Source organism: Streptomyces sp. NBC_01198 (assembly GCF_036010485.1).
Taxonomy (GTDB): Bacteria; Actinomycetota; Actinomycetes; order Streptomycetales; family Streptomycetaceae; genus Actinacidiphila.
Window position 1 is genome coordinate 3,414,203 of record NZ_CP108568.1, and the last position, 21,281, is coordinate 3,435,483.

General features: G+C 72.3%; 19 protein-coding genes. 13 read left to right on the plus strand and 6 right to left on the minus strand.

Going from position 1 to position 21,281, the window contains the following annotated elements; translation table 11 throughout:
* Window positions 1-411 precede the first annotated feature (411 nt).
* The 13 genes from OG702_RS15260 to OG702_RS15320 all read left to right on the plus strand — a co-directional run bounded on the left by OG702_RS15260 (window position 412) and on the right by OG702_RS15320 (window position 16,010).
* Window positions 412-1,947 carry a class I tRNA ligase family protein gene (locus OG702_RS15260; protein WP_327289425.1) on the plus strand — a complete coding sequence of 512 codons (1,536 nt, stop codon included), beginning with the start codon at window positions 412-414 and terminating at the stop codon, window positions 1,945-1,947.
* Window positions 1,944-3,011: an NAD(P)/FAD-dependent oxidoreductase gene (locus tag OG702_RS15265; protein WP_327289426.1), complete on the plus strand. Its 1,068-nt coding sequence runs from the start codon at window positions 1,944-1,946 to the stop codon at window positions 3,009-3,011. Before OG702_RS15260 ends, OG702_RS15265 begins: the two co-directional genes overlap by 4 nt.
* Window positions 3,008-4,330: an MFS transporter gene (locus OG702_RS15270; RefSeq protein ID WP_327289427.1), complete on the plus strand. Its 1,323-nt coding sequence runs from the start codon at window positions 3,008-3,010 to the stop codon at window positions 4,328-4,330. Before OG702_RS15265 ends, OG702_RS15270 begins: the two co-directional genes overlap by 4 nt.
* Complete coding sequence (locus OG702_RS15275; RefSeq protein WP_327289428.1) at window positions 4,327-5,628, plus strand: ATP-grasp domain-containing protein; 1,302 nt, start codon at window positions 4,327-4,329, stop codon at window positions 5,626-5,628. The genes OG702_RS15270 and OG702_RS15275 overlap by 4 nt, the downstream gene beginning before the upstream one ends.
* 101 nt (window positions 5,629-5,729) lie before the next feature.
* Window positions 5,730-7,013, plus strand: a complete 1,284-nt coding sequence (locus OG702_RS15280; protein ID WP_327289429.1) for a lysine N(6)-hydroxylase/L-ornithine N(5)-oxygenase family protein — start codon at window positions 5,730-5,732, stop codon at window positions 7,011-7,013.
* The gene (locus tag OG702_RS15285; protein WP_327289430.1) at window positions 7,010-8,308 is read left to right on the plus strand and encodes an ATP-grasp domain-containing protein; all 1,299 of its coding nucleotides are present in this window, start codon (window positions 7,010-7,012) and stop codon (window positions 8,306-8,308) included. The genes OG702_RS15280 and OG702_RS15285 overlap by 4 nt, the downstream gene beginning before the upstream one ends.
* Window positions 8,309-8,340: 32 nt before the next feature.
* Entirely contained in the window at window positions 8,341-9,540 is a 1,200-nt protein-coding gene (locus OG702_RS15290) for an acyl-CoA dehydrogenase family protein (protein WP_327289431.1), read from the plus strand.
* A 36-nt stretch (window positions 9,541-9,576) separates the two neighbouring features.
* Entirely contained in the window at window positions 9,577-10,812 is a 1,236-nt protein-coding gene (locus OG702_RS15295; protein WP_327289432.1) for an acyl-CoA dehydrogenase family protein, read from the plus strand.
* Between the two features lie 190 nt (window positions 10,813-11,002).
* Window positions 11,003-12,724: a tryptophan 2-C-methyltransferase gene (gene tsrT / locus OG702_RS15300; RefSeq protein WP_327289433.1), complete on the plus strand. Its 1,722-nt coding sequence runs from the start codon at window positions 11,003-11,005 to the stop codon at window positions 12,722-12,724.
* 224 nt (window positions 12,725-12,948) lie between these two features.
* Window positions 12,949-13,713 (plus strand): response regulator transcription factor, encoded by a 765-nt coding sequence (locus OG702_RS15305; RefSeq protein WP_327289434.1) that lies wholly within the window; start codon window positions 12,949-12,951, stop codon window positions 13,711-13,713.
* Between the two features lie 178 nt (window positions 13,714-13,891).
* Window positions 13,892-14,305: a cupin domain-containing protein gene (locus tag OG702_RS15310; protein ID WP_327289435.1), complete on the plus strand. Its 414-nt coding sequence runs from the start codon at window positions 13,892-13,894 to the stop codon at window positions 14,303-14,305.
* Entirely contained in the window at window positions 14,302-14,625 is a 324-nt protein-coding gene (locus tag OG702_RS15315; RefSeq protein WP_327289436.1) for a hypothetical protein, read from the plus strand. Before OG702_RS15310 ends, OG702_RS15315 begins: the two co-directional genes overlap by 4 nt.
* On the plus strand, window positions 14,622-16,010 hold the full coding sequence (locus tag OG702_RS15320; protein WP_327289437.1) for an FAD-binding oxidoreductase: 1,389 nt from the start codon (window positions 14,622-14,624) through the stop codon (window positions 16,008-16,010). The genes OG702_RS15315 and OG702_RS15320 overlap by 4 nt, the downstream gene beginning before the upstream one ends.
* A gap of 52 nt (window positions 16,011-16,062) precedes the next feature.
* On the opposite strand, the gene OG702_RS15325 is transcribed toward OG702_RS15320, so the two are convergent.
* The 6 genes from OG702_RS15325 to OG702_RS15350 form a co-directional block, all read right to left on the minus strand.
* On the minus strand, window positions 16,063-16,962 hold the full coding sequence (locus OG702_RS15325) for a MauE/DoxX family redox-associated membrane protein (RefSeq protein WP_327289438.1): 900 nt from the start codon (window positions 16,960-16,962) through the stop codon (window positions 16,063-16,065).
* 12 nt (window positions 16,963-16,974) lie between these two features.
* Entirely contained in the window at window positions 16,975-17,592 is a 618-nt protein-coding gene (locus OG702_RS15330) for a twin-arginine translocation signal domain-containing protein (protein WP_327289439.1), read from the minus strand.
* A gap of 49 nt (window positions 17,593-17,641) precedes the next feature.
* On the minus strand, window positions 17,642-18,064 hold the full coding sequence (locus OG702_RS15335; RefSeq protein ID WP_327289440.1) for a hypothetical protein: 423 nt from the start codon (window positions 18,062-18,064) through the stop codon (window positions 17,642-17,644).
* Window positions 18,065-18,526: 462 nt separating this feature from the next.
* The gene (locus tag OG702_RS15340) at window positions 18,527-19,420 is read right to left on the minus strand and encodes a DUF1684 domain-containing protein (RefSeq protein WP_327289441.1); all 894 of its coding nucleotides are present in this window, start codon (window positions 19,418-19,420) and stop codon (window positions 18,527-18,529) included.
* Complete coding sequence (locus OG702_RS15345) at window positions 19,417-20,025, minus strand: flavin reductase family protein (protein WP_327289442.1); 609 nt, start codon at window positions 20,023-20,025, stop codon at window positions 19,417-19,419. The genes OG702_RS15340 and OG702_RS15345 overlap by 4 nt, the downstream gene beginning before the upstream one ends.
* A gap of 113 nt (window positions 20,026-20,138) precedes the next feature.
* Window positions 20,139-21,230 (minus strand): LLM class flavin-dependent oxidoreductase, encoded by a 1,092-nt coding sequence (locus OG702_RS15350; protein ID WP_327289443.1) that lies wholly within the window; start codon window positions 21,228-21,230, stop codon window positions 20,139-20,141.
* Window positions 21,231-21,281 lie beyond the last annotated feature (51 nt).

The following is a 21,281-nucleotide window of genomic DNA, read 5'->3' on the forward strand; positions in this document are numbered from 1 at the left end:
TGGCGCGCCTGCCGGGTCCCGGCGGGCGGCCCGGGCGCGCGGGCGGGCGGAAGGACGCCGACGCCAGGCGGGGAGGGCGTCCCACCCGGTACGACGGCACGGAACCGCACCCCGGTCTTCCCCGCGGCGCCGGGCAGCGGCGGTCCAGATTCCCCAGTCCTCGGGAAGAGTTCCCCTATCGATCGGGAAGCGCCGAAATCTAGCCTCATGGGGTCCATCGCCGGACTTACCGACCGGTGGACGCACCATCGATCAATCGCGCACGAAACGGGTTTTTCTCTGTGTGAGTGGGATCAATCGAGGGAGTCGTGTGCCCGAAATCTCCGGCGAACTCCTCCGCCCCTCCTTCTTCGACGATTTCCACGGCACCTCACAGGAAGTCCACACCGCTGTCGAACAAAGGACCGATTGATGGAACGCACGATGGTGATCGCCCCCGGCCCGACGGCGAACGGCGATCTGCACCTCGGCCACCTGGCAGGACCGTTCCTCAGCGCCGACGTCTGTGCCAGGTACGCGCGTGCCGCCGGCCGCGACGTGCTCTTCGGTACCGGCGTGCACTTCACCCAGAACTACATCGTGACCACCGCCAGGCGGCTGGGTGTGCCGCCGGAGGAGCTCCGGGTCAGGTCCGGTGAGCAGGTGGAGAGGACCCTGGCGGCGGTCGGCATCGAGCCGGACGGCTTCGTCCGCTTCGACGAGCGGTACGTCACCGGCGTGCAGCAGCTGTTCGGCCGGCTGCACAGCGCGGGCAAGCTCGAACTGCGGGCGGTGCCCTTCCCGTACGTGGCCCGCACCGGCGAGTTCCTCACCGACGCCTACGTCCGCGGCACCTGCCCGGTCTGCCTGTCGGAGGGGTGCGCCGGGCTGTGCGAGGGCTGCGGGCACTGGATCGGCTCGGGCGAGCTGATCGAGCCCCGCTCGACGCTGGATCCCGACGACGAGGTGGAACTGCGCGAGGCGCGGGTGCTCGTGCTGCCGCTGGAGGAGCACCGGGAGGCGCTGACCGCCTACTTCGCCGGGCTCGCCGCCACGATGCGGCCCCGGCTGGCGCGGCTGATCGAGGAGCTGCTGTCCCGCCCGCTGCCGGACTACCCGGTCACGCTGCCGATCTCCTGGGGCATCCCCGCGCCCTTCCCTGAGGTCGAGGGCCAGGTGATCTACGCCGACGCCGAGGTCATCGCCTGGAGCATGCACAGCTCCGCGCTGGCCGCCGAGCGGCGCGGCGAGGCACCGGCCGGCGACGACGCGCTGTGGTTCGCCGAGTCGGGCGCGAAGGTCGTCTACTTCTTCGGCTCCGACGCCGGTTTCGCCTTCGGGGTGGTCGGCGTGGCGATGCTGATGGCGCTGGGCGGCTACACGCTGCCCGAGCACTTCGTGACCAACGAGTTCTACGAGCTGGACAACGACAAGTTCTCCAGCAGCCGCGGCCATGTGGTGACAGGACGGGAGCTGGCCGCCGAGGTGCCCAGGGACCTGATCCGCTTCTACCTCGCCGCCACCGGGCCGGACTTCCAGCGCACCAACTTCACCCGCGGCGCGATGGCCCAGGTGACCACCTCACGGCTGGTGGAGCCGTGGAACCGGGTGGCGGAGAAGGCCGGGCGCTTCGCCGGCGGCGGCCCGCTGCCGGTCTCGGCGCGCTCCAGGGAGGCCGCCGCTCGGATGGCGGAGCGTTTCGCGGCCGGTTACGACGCGCGCCGCTTCAGCCTGACCGCCGCCGCGTTCACGCTGACCGAGCAGCTGGGCCGGCTCGACCGCTGGGAGGTGACCGCCGCGGACGCGGGGGACTTCTGCCACGAGGTGGACGTCTTCCTGCGCTGTGCGGCGCCGCTGCTGATCGACCTGGCCGCCCAGGCACTGCCCGACCTGACCGTCCCGGCCGCGTCCCCGGCCACCGAGATCACCCCCCGCGCGCTGCCACGGCTGACCGAGACCGCGCAGTGACCGCGGCGACCGGCCGCGCCGCCCGGGTGGTGGTGGTCGGAGCGGGCGTCACCGGGCTGCTGACGGCGGTGGAGTGCGTGCTGGCCGGGCACCGCGTCACCGTGCTCGACCGGGGCGCGATCCCCGACCCGGCGGCGACCTCCGCCGACCAGCACCGGGCGCTGCGCACCCTCGCGGTGGGCGACGCCGCCGCCACCCGGCGGATGGGTGCGGCCCACCGCCGCTGGCACGAACTGGAGTCGGTGCTGGGGGCGGGCTTCTACCGGCAGGTCGGCGTCGTGACGGCGTGGCCGCGCGAGCGGCTGGCCGAGGTGACGCGTTTCGCGGCCGGGGCGGGCGTCCCGGTGCGGACGCTGGGCCCCCGCGCGCTGCCGCAGCTCGGCTTCCCCGACGGCACCGCCGGCGTGCGGGAGTCGCAGGCCGGCGTGCTGCTGGCCGGGCGGGTGCTGCGGGCGGCCGCACGGTGGCTGGCGGCCAGGCCCACGGCGGCGCTGCGGCCGTACACGCCGGTGACGGCGGTCGACACCGACACCGGCAAGGTCACGCTGGCCGGCGGCGGCGTGATCGGCGGCGACCTGCTGCTGGTCGCGGCCGGCCCGTGGACCAGGGACCTGGTCGAGCGGCCCGCGGTGCTGCACCGCCAGACCATGGTCTACCTGCGGCCGGACGGGCGGCAGGCCCGCCGCTGGCGGAACGCGCCCGCGGTGGGCGGCCTCGGCGCGGACGGCCGGGCCTGGGTGGTGCCGCCGGTGGCGGGGACGCTGCTCAAGGTCAGCTCGGACGCGGTGTGCCGGCCGGCGGCGGACACCGACGCGAGCGCCGAGAACCAGACACCGTGGGCCGAACGGCTGACGGGTGCCGGGATTCTCCGGGACCCTGCCCGCTACGAGGTGGTCGCGGTCAAGGCGTGCCACTACACGACCGATACGGCCGCCGGCGGTGCCCGGCTGGCCCGGATGAGTCCAGCCGTCTGGGCGCGCACGGCCTGCGGGGGCTCCGGGTTCGCGTCCGCCCCGCTGGTCGCCGTGACGATGGCGGAGGCGGCGAAGGAGGCTGCGATATGACCGACGAGGGCACGGTCGGTGTGTTCGACACGCTGAAGGCGACCCCGGTGACGGTGCGCTACCTGCTCGGTGGCGTGCTGATCAACCAGCTGGGCGCGTTCGTCCAGACGTTCCTCGTGCTGTATCTGACGCACCGGCACATGTCCGTCCAGGCTGCGGGCCTGAGCCTGGTCGCGTTCAGCGCGGGCACGATCCTCGGCACCATGCTGGGCAGCGAGGCCACCCAGCGGTTCGGGCCGCGGTTCACCATCGTGGCCGCGATGGCCGGTTCCGGTCCGCTGATCGCGGTGATCCCGCTGCTCAGCCGCTCGGGCCTGCTGGTGCCGCTGCTGCTGGTGGTGGGCCTCGGCGGCCTGCTCGGCCAGGCATACCGCCCGGCCGCCTACGTGCTGCTCAGCGACCTGATGCCCAAGCAGCACGCCAAGATGGGCTTCTCGATGTTCCGCATCGCGCTGAACACCGGTGCCGCGGTGGCGCCGATGATCGCCGCGGGGCTCATCCTGGTCGACTGGGACGCGCTGTTCTGGCTGGACGGCGCGACCGCGCTGGCCTACGCGGCGCTGGCCTTCGCGCTGCTGCCCCGGCAGGCGGTGCTCGCCGCGCAGGAGCGGGCCGCGGCGCAGGACGCCGCGGAGCCGTCGCAGGACGCGGCGGACGAACCGGCGCCGATCACCGGGCGGGCCGCGTACGCCGCGATCCTGCGGGACCGCAAGTACCTGCTGTATCTGGCCGCCGTCATGCTCGGCACCCTCGCCTACATGCAGTCGGTGGTCGCGCTGCCGCTGCAGATCAAGGCGGACGACTACCCGACCGGGCTGTACAGCGCGGTGCTGACCATCTCCTCGGTGGTGCTGATCACCTGCGAGCTGAAGATCACCACGTACATCCTGCGGATCCCGACGCACACCGCCGTGCTGGTCGGCCACCTGGTGAACGCGCTCGGCTTCGTGGGCTACGCCCTGTCCGCCCACTCCCCCGTCTACCTGGTGGCCGGCGCGGTGCTCGAAGTGGCCGGCGTGATGATCGCGGGCCCGAGCATGTACGCCCACCCGGCCGCGTTCCCCGCGCGGCTCAAGACCCGCTACATCGGCGTCATGCAGGCGGCGACGGGGCTGGCCGCGGCGCTCGGGCCGCTCATCACGGTCTACGTCTGGACCCGGCTCGACCACGGCTTCTGGATGCTGTGCGCCCTGGCGGCCGCCGTCACCGGCGTGCTGGCCATGGCGGGCACGAACCGCGAGGAGGAGCACGGCCTCGCGGCGGAGCAGGGCGAACCCACTGAGGGCAAGGCTGAGGAAGTCGTCGGAGGCACCGCATGACAGAGCAGCAGGCCACGTCAGGACCGCGCGGTCCTGTGGTGATCGTCGGCTTCGTGGGGGTCACCATCCCCTTCATCGAGTCCTTCCAGCCGGAGGGATCGGTGGTCTACGTCGAGGAGCCGGACGTCGTACGCAAGCGGGAGGCGCGCGACAAGCTCGCCGCCGTCGGATACGTCCGCGAGCTGATCGAGTGGGAGTACCACCTGCCGGGCAAGGCCGACGAGTTCCACGCCGCCCACCCGGACCTGCACCCGGTCGCCGTCGTCCCCGCCATCGAGTACGCGGTGCCCTTCGCCGCCCGGCTCGCCGAGCGCTACGGCCTGCCGGGCGCGAGCCTGGGCGCCGCCCTGATCCTGCGGGACAAGGCGCTGCTGCGGCAGGTCAGCGCGGCGGCCGGGATCGCCAACCCGGCGAGCGTCAGGGTGCACGGCCCGCAGGACGTGCGGGACTTCCTGCGCGACCACCCGGGCCCCGCCGTCCTCAAGCCGGCCAACCGGCAGGCTTCGCTGGGCGTGCGGGTGCTGCACGACCCGGCGGAGGTGGCGTCGGCCTGGGAGGAGTGCCTGGTCCAGGACGAGGGCATCCTGGTGCCCGACCGGGCGATGGACGTGGTGATGCTGGCCGAGGAGTTCGTGCGGGGCGAGGAGTACAGCGTCGAGATGCTGGTGCGCCGCGGCGAGCCGCTGTTCACCAACGTCACCGCCAAGGTGCTCTACCCCGGCCCCTACCCGGTGGAGCAGGCGCACATCGTGCCGGCCGACATCCCGGACGAGCTCGCGGACCTGCTCGGCGAGCGGACCGCGCGGCTGATGACGGCGATCGGCTTCGGGGACGGGGTGGTGCACTGCGAGTGGATCGTCGCCGACGGCGTCCCCCACCTGGTGGAGTGCGCGGGCCGGATGCCCGGTGACGCCATCCTCGACCTGATCGAGGTGGCCTACCCGCTGGAGTTCATGCGCAGCTACTTCGCCCTGCTCAAGGGCGAGCAGCCGCCCGCGGAGCTGCCGGTACGGGCCAAGGGCGGTGCCGCGGTGCGTTTCCTGGCGCCCGGCGCCGGCACGGTCGTGAGCGTCAGCGGGGTCGAGGACGCGGAGAAGGCCGAGGGCGTGCTGCTGGTCCACTGCACGGTCCCCGGCGCGGCCTTCGGCGGGCTGCGCAACTCATGGGACCGCGGCGGCATCGTGCTGGCCCGCGCCGACACCCCGGCCGAGGCGCACCGGCTGGCCGGTGCGGCCGCGGCCATGGTCCGCGTCGAGATGCGGCCGCCCGGCGAAAGCCCGGTGGCGGAAAAGCCGTAACAGGGGAGAACGGATTCCCCGCGTCCAGGGAATTGTTCCCCTATGGCGCGGGAATACGACTCTCTAACCTTGAAAGGCATCACTGTCATCGAGGGGGTAATATGACTCACCGCGAGGTTGATGTTCTGGCGATCGGTGCGGGCCCGGCGAATTTGGCCCTCGCAGCGGCGATCGAGGAGTGCGGATCCACGGAACTCGCCGAGAGCACTCTGCTGCTCGAACAGGCTCCCGACATCAAATGGCAACGCGATCTGCTGATGCCCTGGGCGCGCAGCCAGGTGTCCTTCCTCAAGGACCTGGTGACCCTGCGCAATCCGCGCAGCAAATTCTCGTTCCTCAGCTTCCTGCACGACCACGGCAGGCTCGACCACTTCGTGAACCTGGGCACCTTCCACCCCTACCGGTGGGAGTTCTCCGACTATCTGCAGTGGGTGGCCACGTCGCTGGAGCGGGTGCAGATCCGCTACAGCGCCCGGGCCGCCGGCATCACCCCCGACCGCGACAGCCACGACGCCATCACCGGCTGGACGGTGACCCTGACCGACGGCGACACCATCCACTGCCGTGACCTGGTCATCGGCGGCGGCCGCGACGCCCGCATCCCGGAGCCCTTCGACCAGCTGCCGCCGGACCGGGTCATCCACAGCTCCACCTACCGCGGGCGGATCGCGGAGATCCCCAAGGACCAGCCGCTGCGGGCAGTCGTCGTCGGCGGTGCGCAGAGCGCCGCGGAGATGTTCTACGCGCTGCACGAGAACCTGCCGGAGAGCCAGATCACCATGGTGGTCCGCTCCATAGGCCTGCAGAACTACCAGACGAGCAAATTCGTCAACGAGCTGTTCTTCCCGTCCTTCGTGGACGACTTCTACGACACCCCGCAGGACGTACGCGCGCAGGTGCTCGACGAAATGCGGTTCACGAATTACGCGGGGCTCGCGCCGCCGTTCCTCGACGAGCTCTACGCGATGCTCTACCGCAATCGGATGCTCGGGAACCAGCGTTCCGAGGTCCGTGCGATGACCGAGGTGACCGGCGCGCGAATCGAGGACAACGACGTCGTTCTCGACCTCAGGGACCGTAAGACAGGAAAGGAGTCGCCGCTGCGCTGCGACCTCGTCCTGCTCGGCACCGGCTACGACACGCGTATGCCCGCCCTGGTGCGGGACCTCGCCGAGCACGCCGGGCTCGACAGCGTCTCGGTGAGCCGCAGTTACCGGGTCGACCTCGGCGCCTCCAGCCCGGGCGCGGTGTACCTCCAGGGCGTCAACGAGTCCACCCACGGCATCGCCGACTCCCTCATCAGCGTCCTGGCGCACCGCAGCCACGACATCGTCACCGACCTGCTGACCCGCCGCACCACCGTCGAGGCGGGGGCCGCCCGATGAGCAGGGGCACCTTGCTGGTGATCGGCAGCGGGCTCAAGGTCTACCGGGAGTATCTGGTCGCGCCGATCAGCCGGCGGGCCCGCGAGGCGGGCCTGGAGACGGTGCTGCTGAACAACCTGCGGCCGACCTGGCAGCAGGACTACTTCGACGAGATCGTCGTCGCCAACGTCTTCGACTCCGAGGTGATGGGGCAGGCCGCCCGCGAGGTGGCCGCCCGGCGCAACGTGGTCAGCCTCATGTGCTGGGACGAGCCGCTGGTGCTGGACGCGGGGCTGCTGGCCGCCGAGTTCGGGGTGCCGGGCCTGTCGGCGCGCGGGGTGCGCGGCTGCCGGGACAAGGAGCTGACCCGTGCCGAGCTGACCGCGGCGGGCCTGCACCAGCCGGGCTTCGGGCTGACCACCACGGTGGAGGAGGCCAAGGCGGTGGCCGCCAGGATCGGCTACCCGGTGGTGCTCAAGCCGCGGGCGATGGGCGCGAGCATCGGCGTGGTCTTCGCGGCCGACGAGTCCGAGCTGGACGCGGCCTTCCGGATCGCGCTGGCGGCCAGCGAGGTGGACCCGGGGCCGTACCGCGCCAGCGCGATCGTGGAGGAGTTCGCGCCGGGGCCGGAGATCAGCATCGACGGGGCGGTGCACAAGGGCGAGTACCTGCCGCTGTTCGTGGCGCGCAAGTACAGCAGCGACCACCCGTACTTCGAGGAGGTCGGCCACACCGTGGACGCGGCCGACCCCCTGCTGGACGACAAGGAGCTGATCCGCACCCTGGCCCGGGCGCACCAGGCGCTCGGCATCGAGGACGGCATCACCCACAGCGAGGTGCGGCTGACCGGGCGCGGGCCGCTGATCATCGAGGTCAACGGCCGGCTCGGCGGCGACCTGATCCCCTTCCTCGGCCGGATCGCCACCGGGATCGAGCCGGGCGAGGTGCTCTTCGACGTGGCCACCGGGCAGCGCCCGGACATCGCGCCGACCCGGCGGGCGGTGGCCGGCATCAGGTTCGGCTACCCGGAGCAGGACTGCCTGCTCAGGTCCGTGCGGGTGCCGGCGCCTGGCCGGGCGCCCGGCCTGGTGGCGGCGGCGCCGATGGCGGATCCGGGCACGACGCTGCGGCTGCCGCCCGGCGGCTACCTGGCCCGGCACTCCTTCGTGGTGTGCGAGGCCGACGACCTGGATGGCTGCCGGCAGCGGCTGACGGACGCCGCGGCGCTGGTCGAGCTGGACACCGAACCGGTGGAGGCCGCCGACCCGCAGGCGCCGTTCGCGATGCCGGCCGGCCTGCTGGACGTGGACGAGTGAGCGGCGTGACCGGACAGGCGAGGGACGGACGCATGACGACGACGGCGGCACACAGCGGGGAGCCGGACACCGCGGCCGAGATCCTGGCCCGGGCGAAGGCACTGGCCCCGGTACTGCGGGAGCGGGCCGCGGAGATCGAGCAGAACCGCAGGCTGCCGGCCGACGTGGTGGAACTGCTGCGCGGCACCGGCGTCTTCCGGATGGGCTCGGGCCGGGAGTGGGGCGGCCCCGAGCTGACGTCGATGGACCAGACGCGGGTCGTCGAGGCGCTGGCGTACGGCGACGCCTCGGCGGCCTGGTGCGGGGCGATCGGCTCGCTGACCGGGCCGATCACCAGCTTCCTTGACGCCCAGGTGGTCAAGGAGGTCTTCCCGCGGCAGGACATGATCACCGCGGGGGTGCTCGCCCCGGCCGGGCACGCGGAGCGGGTCCCCGGCGGCTTCAGGCTGACCGGCCGCTGGTCGTTCGGCAGCGGCATCGACCACAGCGACTGGGTGACCTCGGGCGCCTTCGTCTTCGAGGACGGCAAGCCGTACGCCAGCCCGGACGGCAGCAACCCGCACGAGTCGCGGCAGTTCCTGGTGCCGCGCGCGCAGGTCGAGACGGTCGACAACTGGTACACCACCGGCCTGTGCGGCACCGGCAGTTGCGACTACACGATCACCGACGTCTTCGTGCCGGAGAACCACACCTACACCTTCTACGAGCCGCGCGGCCGGACCAGCCCGCTCTCCACGCCCGACGCCTTCATGCGGATGCTGTGCGGGGTGGCGCTGGGCGTCTCGCGGGCCGCGCTCGACCACTGCCGGGAGATCGCCACCGGCCGCATCGACCGGATGACCGGCACCGCCTGGTCCGACAGCTTCCGGGTGCAGGTCACCCTCGCCGAGTGCGAGGCCGACTTCAACGCCACCCGCAACGCCGTCTACGGCGGTATGACCCGGCTGTGGGAGGTGCTCGAAGCCGGCGGCGAGCCGACCCCCGAGGAGCGCGCCGCCTCGCCGCTGTCCTGGCTGCACGCCTACCGGACCTCGCGCTCCATCGTCAACCGGCTCTACGACCTGCTGCAGACCTGGTCGATCAACCGGTCCTCGCCGATGGACCGCTGGCTGCGCGACACCACGACCATGTGCCAGAACCTCCCGGCGCAGGACATCGTCCTGGAGTCGGTCGGCGCCTACCTGCTCGGCGGGACGCCCAAGTTCCGGATCAGCCTCGGCATCACCACGTGACGCGGACAGCAGGCCCGGGGCCCAGTGAGGAATCGCATGACCAACGAGCTGAGGGGCGATGACATGACGTTGACCGGGAGCACGGTGGCCGAGGCGCCCAGGACCGCGGCCGAGACGCTGGCGCGGGCGAAGGCGCTGGCCCCGGTGCTGCGGGAGCGGGCCGCGGAGATCGAGCAGAACCGCAGGCTGCCGGCCGACGTGGTGGAACTGCTGCGCGGCACCGGCGTCTTCCGCATGTGCTGGGGCCGGGAGTGGGGCGGCCTCGAACTGACCTCCGTCGAGCAGACGCGGGTCGTCGAGGCGCTCGCCCACGGCGACGCGTCGGCGGCCTGGTGCGCGGTGATCGGCGCCAACACCGGGATCTACAGCAACTTCATCGACCAGGCCACCGCCAAGGAGATGTTCCCGCGCCCCGACATGATCACCGCGGGCCTGCTGCAGCCGTCCGGCCGGGCCGAGCGGGTGCCCGGCGGCTACCGGCTGACCGGCCGCTGGCCGTTCGGCAGCGGCATCGACCACGCCGACTGGGTGACCTCGGGCGGTTTCGTCTTCGAGGACGGCAAGCCGTACGCCAGTCCCGACGGGAGCAACCCGCACGAGTCGCGGCAGTTCATGGTGCCGCGCGAGCAGGTCGTCACGATCGACAACTGGTACACCACCGGCCTGTGCGGCAGCGGCAGTTGCGACTACACGATCACCGACGTCTTCGTGCCCGAGGAGCACACCTACAGCTTCGGCGTCGTGCACGGCCGGCCCTCGCCGCTCGCCCAGCCCGACGCCTTCACCCGCGCCATGTGCGGGGTGCCGCTGGGGGTGGCGCGGGCCGCGCTCGACCACTGCCGGGAGATCGCCACCGGCCGCATCGACCGGATGACCGGCACCGCCTGGTCCGACAGCTTCCGGGTGCAGGTCACCCTCGCCGAGTGCGAGGCCGACTTCAACGCCACCCGTCAGGGCGTGTACGGCAGCATGACCCGCCAGTGGGAGGTGCTCGAAGCCGGCGGCAGCCTGGACGACCTGACCCCGGACGAGCGCGCCGCCTCGCCGCTTGCCTGGCTGCACGCCTTCCGCACCTCGCGCTCCATCGTCAACCGGCTCTACGACCTGCTGCAGACCTGGTCGATCAACCGGTCCTCGCCGATGGACCGCTGGCTGCGCGACACCACGACCATGTGCCAGCACCTGATCGCCCAGGACCGCATCCTCCAGTCGGCCGGCGCCTACCTGGTGGGCGGACAACCGGAGTTCGGCATCAGCCTGGGCATCGTCTGACCGGTCGGGCCCCTCGCCACCACCGGCACGTCCGGCCCTTTCCACACCACCGGTACGTCCGGGCCCTCTCCAGGCGCCCGTGCGTCCGGCACCGACCACCACACCAGAGCCGCGGCCGCGCTCCGCCCTGCCCGCACGCAGGAGCCGCGGCGGCCATCCGCCTGCGCGCAGGCCACGGGGAGGAGACCCGATGAGCAGAGGTCTTGTGCTTTTGGTCAACCCCAACAAGGTGCACCCGCCGATCGCGCCCTACGCGCTCGACGTGCTCACCACCTCGTTGGAAGCCGCCGACTTCGAGGTCGAGGTGCTGGACCTCACCTTCCACCGGGAGGACTGGAAGTCCTTCCTGGCCGAATACTTCACCGAGCGGGACCCGATGCTCGTCGGCGTCACCGTCCGCAACACCGACACCGTCTACGCCTTCGAGCAGCGCCCGTTCGTCGGCGAGCACAAGGAGATCATCACCGAGATCAAGCGGCTCACCGACGCCCCCGTCATCGGCGGCGGCATCGGCTTCTCGACGATGCCCTTCGCCCTGGTCGACTACTTCGGCATCGACTACGGGGTGAAGGGCCCGGGCGAGCGGATCATCTGCGACCTGGCCGACGCGCTGCTCACCGGCCGCGACCCCGGCACCGTCCCCGGCCTGCTGCGCAACACCGGCGCGGGCGTCGTCCGGGTGCCGCCGGCGGTGCTGACCGCCCGGCACGGCACGCCGGTGGTCCCGCTGGCCACCGGGCAGTTCGAGCCGCGGGTGTGGCAGGTGGACGGCACGGCCTCCTACGTCCGCAGGTCGGGGGCGGCGTACAAGGTGGACAACCTGATGTACTACCGGCGCGGCGGGCTGGGCAGCATCCTCACCAAGAACGGCTGCACCTACCGCTGCTCGCACTGCGTGGAGCCCGACGCGAAGGGCACCTCCTTCGGGCAGCGCGCGGTGGGCGCGGTGGTGGACGAGATGGAGTCGCTGGCCGCGCAGGGCATCCTCGACCAGCACACGACCGACAGCGAGTTCAACCTGTCGATCGGCCACGCCAAGAACGTGCTGCGGGAGATCGTCCGCCGCAAGCACGCCGACCGCGGCAACCCGCTCAACGAGCTGCGGCTGTGGGTCTACTGCCAGCCGAGCCCGTTCGACGAGGAGTTCGCCGAGCTGCTGGCCGCGGCCGGCTGCCGCGGGGTGAACGTCGGCTCCGACCACGTCAGGCCGGAGATGCTGAGCGGCTGGAAGGTCACCGCGAAGGGCACCGTCTACTACGACTTCGCCGACACCGAGCGGCTGGTGCGGCTGTGCGCCCGGCACGGCATCCTCACCATGGTCGAGGCGCTGTTCGGGATGCCGGGCGAGACGCCGGAGACGATGCGTGCCTGCGTCGAGGCCTTCATGGCGCTGGACGCCACCGTGACCGGCTTCTCGCTGGGCCTGCGGCTGTTCCCCTACACCCCGATGGGGATGGCGATGGCCGCCGAGTGCGACGGGGTGCGCACCATCCCCGGGCTGCAGTCCAACACCGCGACCGGGCCGATCGTGCTCAAGCCGCTGGCGAAGTGCTCGGGTCCCGCGGAGTACGAGCGGCAGTTCATGTTCGACGAGCACGGCGACTTCCGGCTCGTCTGCTACTTCTCCCCCGGCCTGCCCGCCGACGAGGCCGCGGCCGGCGACCCGTCGGCGCGCTGGGGCCCGTCGGTCGACCTGCTGTGGGACCTGGTCGACCCGGCCGACTACCACCGGGTGATGCTGCCGACGCTGGGCGGCTCCAGCGAGAACGACAACAACTACGCCGACAACCCCTTCCTCACCGGCCTGGTGGGCCTCGGCTACACCGGCGCCTTCTGGTCGCACTGGCGGGAACGGGAGGAGATCATGCGCCGGATCAAGGACGGCGGCATGGCCGAGCACGCCGACGCGTAATGGGTCTGCACATATCCCGCCGACCCGGAGACGATTGAATTCCCGACTTCCTTCGGCCCCGCCACCCTTGATACGCCGAACGTCCCGCGTCATTCATGCCGTACGGCGTATCAGGGAGGATCCCTGAGGCCCTTGCGGTCGGCAACTTCCTGCTTCATCCTGGTACCGTTCGACCTGAACCGCCATGAAGAGCACGTTGGGGGAAATCCATTTTAGAGGGGCAAATGAGCCAGCAGGAAAACACCAAGAGATTACATTGGCAACTCCCGTCCCATGCGGACGCGCGACCGGACAATTCGGGCCACCGGCCCGAGGGGGAACCCCCGCCGTCGCAACGAGCTCCTGCTCCGCTCACCGTCCTGCTCGCCGACGCGCAGCCCGCCATCCGGCACGGCGTCAGATCCGTACTGGAGCACTCGACCGGGATATCGGTGGTCGGTGAGGCCGCCACCACCGACGAGGTGCTCGCCGAGACCTCGCGCTGCCGGCCCGACGTCCTGGTGGTCGACCCGCTGATGGACGAGCCGACAGGTATGCAGGTCATCAGCCGCGTCCTGCGGATGACCCCCGACACCGGCGTCCTCGTCTTCAGCTCGGTGGACGACGACAAGGCGATCACCTCGGCGCTGCACGCGGGCGCCCGCGGCTACCTCATCAAGCGGGCCAGCGCGGACCAGATCCTGCGCGGCATCCAGGCCGTCGCGGCCGGCGAGGCCATCGTGGACAAATCGATAGCCGACCGGCTCAGCGTCCTCATCCGCCCGGCCACCGGGCAGTATTACTACCCGTTCCCGCAGCTCACCAACAGGGAGCGGGACGTCCTGGACCGCATCGCGGCAGGCAAGTCCAACACCGCCATTGCCCGGGAACTCGCACTGGCCTCCAAGACCATCAGCAATCGGGTCTCCACGATCTTCGGCAAGCTCGGTGTCGCCGATCGCGCACAAGCGATTGTATTAGCCAGAGACGCGGGCCTCGGGCATGGCTGAAGGCCGTTTATCCTGTCCCGTGCACCGGGAAACCCGCCTGGCGTACGTATTTCTGCTTACCCGCCGCAGATTCCCATCGGAAAGGGAAGACTTCCCCTGTCGACCGGGAGCCGCCGGATTCTAGCCTGAAGGCTGTCGCACGGCCACCCAGTCGAAGGACGCCGATCGGAGCGGGACGTTGACCGACCACGAGCACGCCGACGTGACCATCCGCGCCATGGAGCCGGACCACCTCGAAAGGGCCCATGGGCTCGACCTGAAGCTCCTGCACCCCTGGCCCGGGGTCGACTCGCCGTTCCGCGGCGCCTGGTGCGTGCTGCGCCCCGGGGACGTCTCGGAGCTGCACGCGCACCACGACCGCGAGATCTTCATCGTCATGTCCGGCCGCGGCACCGTCGTCACCGGCGCCCTGCGGCAGGAGGTCGCGGCCGGCGACCTGGCGTACATCCGGCCCGACGTGGAGCACAGCGTCGTCAACGAGCACGACGAGGACTTCGCCTACTACGCGATCTGGTGGGACGCGGCGATGTCGGCGGACTTCCTCGACCAGGAGGCGGCGGCGGCCGCCCCCGTGGCGGGGCGGGCGTCGTGATCGACTACGACGGGCGGCGCTTCCGCGCACCGGACGGCGACACCGCGACCGAGGCGGTCTACCACCAGCAGGACGACTTCGTTTGGGGCGAGGTGGCCGGCGGCGCCGTCAGGCGCGGCTGGACGGCGGGCACCCGCGACGCCGACGGGACGCTCTCGATGGGCTACACCATCGTCTTCGCCTCGGGCGAGGTGGTCTGCGGGCGCACCGTCAACACCCCGGAGCTGACCGAGGACGGGCGGGTGCGGCTGCACGAGGCGTGGGAGCGGTACGGCCCGCACGCCGCCACCGGCGTCTCCTACATCGAGGAGGTGGCGTGAGCGCGGCACCGGCGAAGTCCGCCTCCGACGCGGACTGGCGGCGGCTGGAGAAGGTCGTGACGGGGCGCGTGCTGCGGCCCGGCGACGCGGACTTCCACTCCTCCAGCGCCCCGTTCAACAAGCGCTTCACCCGGACCGTGCCGGCCGGTGTGCTCGCGGCGGCCGACGTCTCCGACGTGCGGCGGGCGGTGGAGTGGGCCCGGGAGACCGGCGTACCGATCGTGCCGCGCGGCGGCGGGCACTCCTACGCCGGCTTCTCGGCCGGCGCCGGCCTGGTGGTGAACCTGCGGGGGCTCGGCGCGGTGACCGCGGACGGCTCCACCGGCCTGGTCACCGCCGCCGGCGGCGCCTCGATGGCCGCGCTCTACGCGGCGATCGAACCCGAGGGGATCGCCTTCGCGCTCGGCAACGGCGCCTCGGTGGGCATCGCCGGGCTCACCCTCGGCGGCGGCTCCGCCGCCACCTCGCGGAAGTTCGGGCTCACCGCGGACGCGCTGGTCTCCACCACCGTGGTGACGGCCGACGGCGAGCTGCTGACCTGCGACGCGGATCACGACGCCGACCTGTTCTGGGCCTGCCGCGGCGGTGGTGGCGGCAACTTCGGCATCAACGTGTCCTTCACCTACCAGGCCTTCCCGGTCGGCGGCGCCGCCACCTGCCTGCTGCTGTGGGACGGCGCCGACGCGCCCAAGGTCTTCGCGGTGCTCCAGGAGGTGATGCGGCAGGCGCCCGAGGAGTGCTCGATCCGGCTGGGCCTGGCCACCACGGGGTCGGGGGTCACCGTCTCCGCGGTCGGCCAGCACCTGGGCACCGCGGCCGAACTGCGCGACCTGCTCGACCCGGTGCTCGCGGTGGCCAGGCCGCTGCGCGAGGACATCGCCGACCGCACCTTCTGGGAGGCCAAGGACTACCTGGCGCACGAGACGTCGGAGGGCGCCTTCGCGGCCCGCACGAACTTCGCGGTGGACCCGCTGCCGCCCGAGGCGGTCGCCGAGGTGCTGGCCAGACTCGGCCGCTGGCCGGGCGGCAGCAACCCCGACGGCGGCGGCTTCGCCCTCTTCGGCTGGGGCGGCGCGGTCAACAAGGTCGCCCCTGCCGACACCGCCTTCCCGCACCGGCACGCGAACTACCTGGTCAGCATGGACACCTCGTGGGCCTACCGGGACGGGCCGGACGCGGTTCCCGCGCATCTGCGCTGGCTGGCCGGGATGCGCGAGTCGCTGGCGCCCTTCATGGCGGATGGGGCCTACGTGAACTTCATCGACCCCGACCTGACGGACTGGCGCACCGCCTACTACGGCGCCAACTACCCGCGGCTGGTGGAGGTCAAGCGGCGGGTCGACCCCGAAGGACTCTTCCGCTTCCCGCAGGCCGTCGGCACCTGAACCAGCGCCGCAGCCCCCGGCCGGATGCAGGTCCGGCCGGGGGCCTTCGCCGTCAGGTGGCCAGCGGCAGGACCGTACGCCGCGGCACCGGGGTGAGCACGGCGGAGGGGACCACCTCCTCGGTCTCCTCGTCGATCATCGAGACCCGCACCGCCGGGTTGGGCGCGGTGTCGACGGTCAGGGTGAGGTCGAGCGCGAAGAGCACGCTGACCGGGTGGGTGCCGCGCGCGTCCCGGTAGCTGCCCGCGTATCTCAGCACCCGCCAGCCCTCGTCGTCCCAGTGGTCGAGCAGCGCCGAGCGGACCACCGGCATCGCGGTCTGCCAGGCCAGCGAGTTCTCCAGCAGCTGCACGGTCGCGGCGACCGGCACCCGCTCACCGGCCACCGACGGCAGCGGATTGCCGAAGACCCTGATCCTGGCCTTGCCCAGCGGCACCCGCCACACCCGGTCCAGGTCCGCGGTCAGGCCGGCCAGCAGCACGGCCGCCGCCGCCAGCACCAGCGCGGAGCCGCCGGGCCGCCGGGAGACCTCCGACCACCAGGCGGCGTCCCCGCCCGCGGCCGCCGCGCCGCCGGCCACCACGAGCCCGGCCCTGGTGAAGGAGCGCAGCCCGATCGGGCCCTCCGCGCGGGCGCCGCACCCGCAGGACGACTCGGGGGCGGTGGCCTTGGCGTAGGCCAGGTAGCCGGTGAAACCGGCGCCGAGCAGGGCCGTGGCGATGCCCGGCAGCAGCGCCGCGGGCGACGACACCAGGGCGGCGGCCAGGGCCAGTTCGAGCGCGCCGAGCACGCGCAGCGCCCGGGTGGCGCGGCGGCCGTCGTTCAGTACCCGGACCAGCACGGTGTTCGCGGCCAGCCGGGCGGTCTGCCGGCCGAAGAGCTTGGCCGCCCCGGTCAGCGCGAGCAGCAGCGCGCAGACCGGTGGAGCAAGGTTGGAGACCAGCGGGATCATCGCACCGCCCTTTCAGTGCCCGAGCGAGACGCGGGCGATGTCGATGGAGCCGTCCGAGGGCCGCCAGGCGCCGAGCACCTGTGCCTCCTGGCCGATCCTGGTCCGGGACAGGTCCGCGGTCAGCGCCCCGCCGAGGTAGGACGCGGTGGTGGTGTCGGGGACGATCCGGCCGACCAGTTCGTCGCCGCCGTGGGTGAGGTGCAGGCGGTCCTTGGCGATGCCGCGGATGGTGACGTAGACGTTCACGATGTTGACCCACACCGCGTCCGCCGCGATCGTCCCGTCCGGCATCGCCGCGCCGCGGGCGTAGAGGCCGTCGCCGACCTCGATGGCCTCGGCGGTGGTGGTGCGCAGCTTCCAGATGCTGGTGGCGTTGGTCAGCTGGATCAGATGCCGCTCGCCGTGCGAGCCGGCGACGTCCAGCACGTTGCGGTTGACCGCGACGATCCGCCCCTCGGCGAAGGCGGCGGGGATCGCGGCGTCTAGCGAGGTCGTCGGCTCGGCGAAGGCGGCCTCGGCGTCGAGCCCGCCGAGTGCGGACGCGCCCACGATGGTGGCCCCGCCGATGGCCGCGGTGGTCAGAAAGCGCCTCCGGTCCAGGCGGCGCCCGGTTTCCTGGTTGTGGCTCATGTCGTCCTTCCTGCGTGCGGTGGTGCCGGTGGATGGGCCGGGCGGGAGCTCACTCGTAGATGTAGACGGGCAGCTTGCCGGAGCTGAGGCTGCCGATCGCGGTGAAGGCCGCGGGGGTCAGGTCGATGACCCGGTTGGTGCGGCAGGCGCCGTTGCAGCAGGCGGCCTCGCCGCAGAAGCTCTTCGTCCGCGGCCCGCAGTCGGCGAGCGTCACGCAGACGGTGGCGCCGGAGCACTGGTGGCGGACGTTCATCACCGCGCCGCAGGTGCGGCGCGGCATGCTCTCGCCGCACAGGTCGGGCCGGGTGATGTCCCAGCAGGCCGCCGAGAGGTTGGGCCAGGCGGCCATGTTCTTGCCGGACTGGCAGGTGCCGCAGGCGCCGGTGCCGGCGCTGCCGCAGGAGCCCCAGGCGTTGCCGCAGCAGAACCAGGTGGCTTCGCCCGCCCACAGGGAGGTCGATCCGCAGGCCATGTCGAATCCCTTCGCGTTGGACGCAGGCCGAATGACCTGCGCATGACAAATAAGGCACAGGGGTGCCGCGGACCGGGTCCGCGGCGGCGGTTCCCGGAGGTGCCGGGAGGAATGCCCGCTCAGGGCAAGCGTCGAGCCGGGGTGGTCCGCGCCGTTGCGGTGCCGGCCGTGCGGGTGCGGTGCGGTACGGATGCCGTTGACGTGCGGTGCCGTGCGGGTGGTTCCGTACCGCGCCTGGCGGAGCGCGCTTGCGGGGCGGCCTCGGCGGGCCTCCCGCTGTGCCGTGTGCGTCTGGTGTGTCGGCTGTGCAGGGTGGAACACGCCCATGATGGACCTGTCTACGCGCGTTCGGAAGAGGGCGACGCACCGTTTCCCGGGGACCGCGGGTTCCGGCGGGCATGCGAAGGCCCGGCCGCCCGCGCGTCACGCGCGGCCGGCCGGGCCGTTCTGCGGGGCCGCGGCTCAGGGCCGGAGAGGGCCCGGGGTCTGCTCCGACGGGACCGGCCCGGCGTCCCCGGCGGGGACGGACCTGGTCGTACGCACCGGCGCCGCCGGGATCTTCTCGCCGGCCTCGATCGCCACCGCCAGCCGGTTCTCGGCCGGCGGCAGCGGGCAGGTGGCCAGCTCGGTGTAGGCGCAGGGCAGGTTGGCGGCCCGGTTGAAGTCGACCAGCACGGTGCCGTCCGCGCCGGGCGGGTCGATGGACAGCGCCCGGTTGGCCGCGTAGGTGGTCACCCCTGAGGTGGCGTCGGTGAGCAGCACCAGCAGGCTGCCCGGGGCGTGGCCGTTGAACGCGGTCAGCCGGTGGGTCGTGCCGTCCAGCTCGAACTCGACCTGGCCGGGGGCGTCGTAGACGTGCTGCAGGCCCTCGACGGCGGCGCCCACCGTCGTCGGCCGGGGCACGTCGAAGGGCAGGTAGCGGCCGGTTCGCGCCCACCGCGGGTCCGGTTCGTAGGCGGGGGTGCCGGTGAAGGCCAGCCGCAGCGCGTTCTCCGGGTGCCGGGGGCGCAGGATGTCGTGGCCTCCGCGCTTGGCGACCTCGATCACCGCGTCGCCGGCGGCGGGGAAGAGGCTCGCCCGCTCCTCGACGACGCCGAAGTCGTGCCGCCCGCGCAGCACCTGCCCGTCGAGGACCAGCTCCTCGTCGTCCCGCAGCTCGACCACCACGCCCTCTGCGGTGCTCGACCAGGCCCCGGGGGCGTCGGGGAGACGGGTCGGGGTGGCGTCGAGCCAGTGCAGGCCGGTGATCGCCAGGAAGCCGTGAGGCCCCGCGAGCACCTGCTCCTTGCGCTCGTGCCAGCGCTGCCACTCCTCGGCGAAGGCGGCGCGGTCAGTCTCTTCTGCTTGTGCGGTCATGACGGCTCCTCGGTTCCGGTGGGGCGCGGGGTGGGCGGGGCGGTGCGGTGCCCGGTGTCGTCGGCGGGCTGCTCCAGCCGCCGGAAGCGGCTGCCGTGGAAGACCAGCGGCGGCACCGCGTGGTCGGCGTCCAGGGCCCGGATCCGCAGCAGGACGATGTCGTGGTCACCGGCCCTGATCTGCTGCTCGACGCTGGTGTCGAACCAGGCGCCGGCGCCGTCGAGCAGCACCGCGCCCTCCTCGGTGGCCCGCCAGTCCAGGCCGGCGAACCGGTCGTCGCTGCGTGAGGCGAGCTGGGTGCAGGCACGTTCCTGCTCGGCGCTCAGCACCGTCACGCCGAGCCGGGCGCGGCCGGCGAGCAGCGGCCAGGTGGTCGAGGTGTGGGCCACGCAGACCGACAGCAGCGGCGGGTCGAGCGAGACCGCGGTGAAGGAGTTGGCCGTCAGGCCGACCGGTACGCCGTCCACCAGCGCGGCGATCGCGGTCACCCCGGTCGGGAAGGCGCCGAAGACCCGCCGCAGCCGGACCGGGGACAGCTCCTGCTCCCCGGGACGGGACTGCTCGTCCGTGCGGGCCTGCCCGTCGGGCAGGATCTGGGTCGTCATCGTCGCTTCCATTCCTCGTCGAGCAGCTCGTACGTACCCACCCGGTCGGACCGCGAGCGGGGAGTGTGCCATGCCGGTGCTCCTTGTCAGCCGTGGGCGTCAGGCGTGGGGCGTCAGGCGTGGGCGGGTGCCGCCGGGCCGGCGGCGGCGACGCCCACCGGTCCCCAGGCCCACGGCGGGTCGGGGATCTCCTTGCGCAGCACGGGTGCGATGTCGGACTGGAAGAGCTCCAGTGCCTCGCGGTGCTGGGCCTCGGTCAGGCCGCCCGCGTCGGCGTGCAGGTGCAGCACGGTGTGCCCGAACTGCTCGTGGTAGCGGTGCACCTTCTCGATCACCTGCTGCGGGCTGCCGACCAGCGCGGAGCTGCGCTCCACGAAGTCCTCAAGCGTGGCGAAGACCGGTTCGACGCCGAGCTGCTTCTGGAAGGCCAGCTGGCCCTCGAAGACCGGCCGGTAGGCCGCCAGCGCCTGCTGCGAGGTGCGGGCCGCGTAGTAACCGGCGGTGCCCGCGCCGACGGTGGCGAGCGCCGGGTCGTGGCCGTAGTGCTCCCAGCGCTCGCGGTAGTGGCGGACGAGTTCGGCGTAGGGCTCGATGGGGTTGCTGACGTTGGCGGAGAACAGCGGGTCGCCGTAGCGGGCGGCCAGGTCGACCGACTCCCGGCTGGTGGCGCTGCCGTGCCAGACCCTGACCGGGTTCTGGTAAGGGCGCGGCCACACCTCGGCGTCCTGCAGCTCCGGGCGGAACCGGGGCTGCGCGGTGACCTTCGGCTCCCGCCAGATCCGCCGGAACAGCTCGTAGCCCTCGGCGTTGCGGTCCCACTGGTCGTCGGTGGTGACCTGGAAGAGGTCGCGCTGGGCCGAGCCGTTGCCCTTGCCGACGATCAGCTCAAGGCGCCCGCCGGACAGGTGGTCGAGGGTGGCGTAGTCCTCGTAGGCGCGTACGGGGTCGAGCAGGCTGAGCGTGGTGACGGCGGTGAACAGCCGGATCCTGGACGTCAGCGCCGCGAGGTGGCTGAGCACCACCGGCGGCGCCGAGGAGATGAACGGCCGCTCGTGGCGCTCCCCGACGCCGAAGCCGTCGAAGCCCAGCTCCTCGGCCAGCACGGCGTTGCCGATCACCTCGCGGAAGCGGTCCTGGGTGGACTTCACCTCCCCGGTGACCGGGTGCGGGCTGTGCACGATCAGGGTGATCGTCAGGAACTTCACGACGCCGCCTCCGTAGGGGTGCCGCCGACGCCGGGGAGGTGCGCGGCTTGC

Excerpts from the sequence above, each read along its gene's own strand:
- OG702_RS15260 (WP_327289425.1), top strand. The coding sequence starts at position 412 with ATGGAACGCACGATGGTGATCGCCCCCGGCCCGACGGCGAACGGCGAT.
- OG702_RS15270 (WP_327289427.1), top strand. The coding sequence starts at position 3,008 with ATGACCGACGAGGGCACGGTCGGTGTGTTCGACACGCTGAAGGCGACC.
- OG702_RS15275 (WP_327289428.1), top strand. The coding sequence starts at position 4,327 with ATGACAGAGCAGCAGGCCACGTCAGGACCGCGCGGTCCTGTGGTGATC.
- OG702_RS15280 (WP_327289429.1), top strand. The coding sequence starts at position 5,730 with ATGACTCACCGCGAGGTTGATGTTCTGGCGATCGGTGCGGGCCCGGCG.
- OG702_RS15285 (WP_327289430.1), top strand. The coding sequence starts at position 7,010 with ATGAGCAGGGGCACCTTGCTGGTGATCGGCAGCGGGCTCAAGGTCTAC.
- OG702_RS15290 (WP_327289431.1), top strand. The coding sequence starts at position 8,341 with ATGACGACGACGGCGGCACACAGCGGGGAGCCGGACACCGCGGCCGAG.
- OG702_RS15295 (WP_327289432.1), top strand. The coding sequence starts at position 9,577 with ATGACCAACGAGCTGAGGGGCGATGACATGACGTTGACCGGGAGCACG.
- tsrT (WP_327289433.1), top strand. The coding sequence starts at position 11,003 with ATGAGCAGAGGTCTTGTGCTTTTGGTCAACCCCAACAAGGTGCACCCG.
- OG702_RS15305 (WP_327289434.1), top strand. The coding sequence starts at position 12,949 with ATGAGCCAGCAGGAAAACACCAAGAGATTACATTGGCAACTCCCGTCC.
- OG702_RS15325 (WP_327289438.1), bottom strand. The coding sequence starts at position 16,962 with ATGATCCCGCTGGTCTCCAACCTTGCTCCACCGGTCTGCGCGCTGCTG.
- OG702_RS15330 (WP_327289439.1), bottom strand. The coding sequence starts at position 17,592 with ATGAGCCACAACCAGGAAACCGGGCGCCGCCTGGACCGGAGGCGCTTT.
- OG702_RS15335 (WP_327289440.1), bottom strand. The coding sequence starts at position 18,064 with ATGGCCTGCGGATCGACCTCCCTGTGGGCGGGCGAAGCCACCTGGTTC.
- OG702_RS15340 (WP_327289441.1), bottom strand. The coding sequence starts at position 19,420 with ATGACCGCACAAGCAGAAGAGACTGACCGCGCCGCCTTCGCCGAGGAG.
- OG702_RS15345 (WP_327289442.1), bottom strand. The coding sequence starts at position 20,025 with ATGACGACCCAGATCCTGCCCGACGGGCAGGCCCGCACGGACGAGCAG.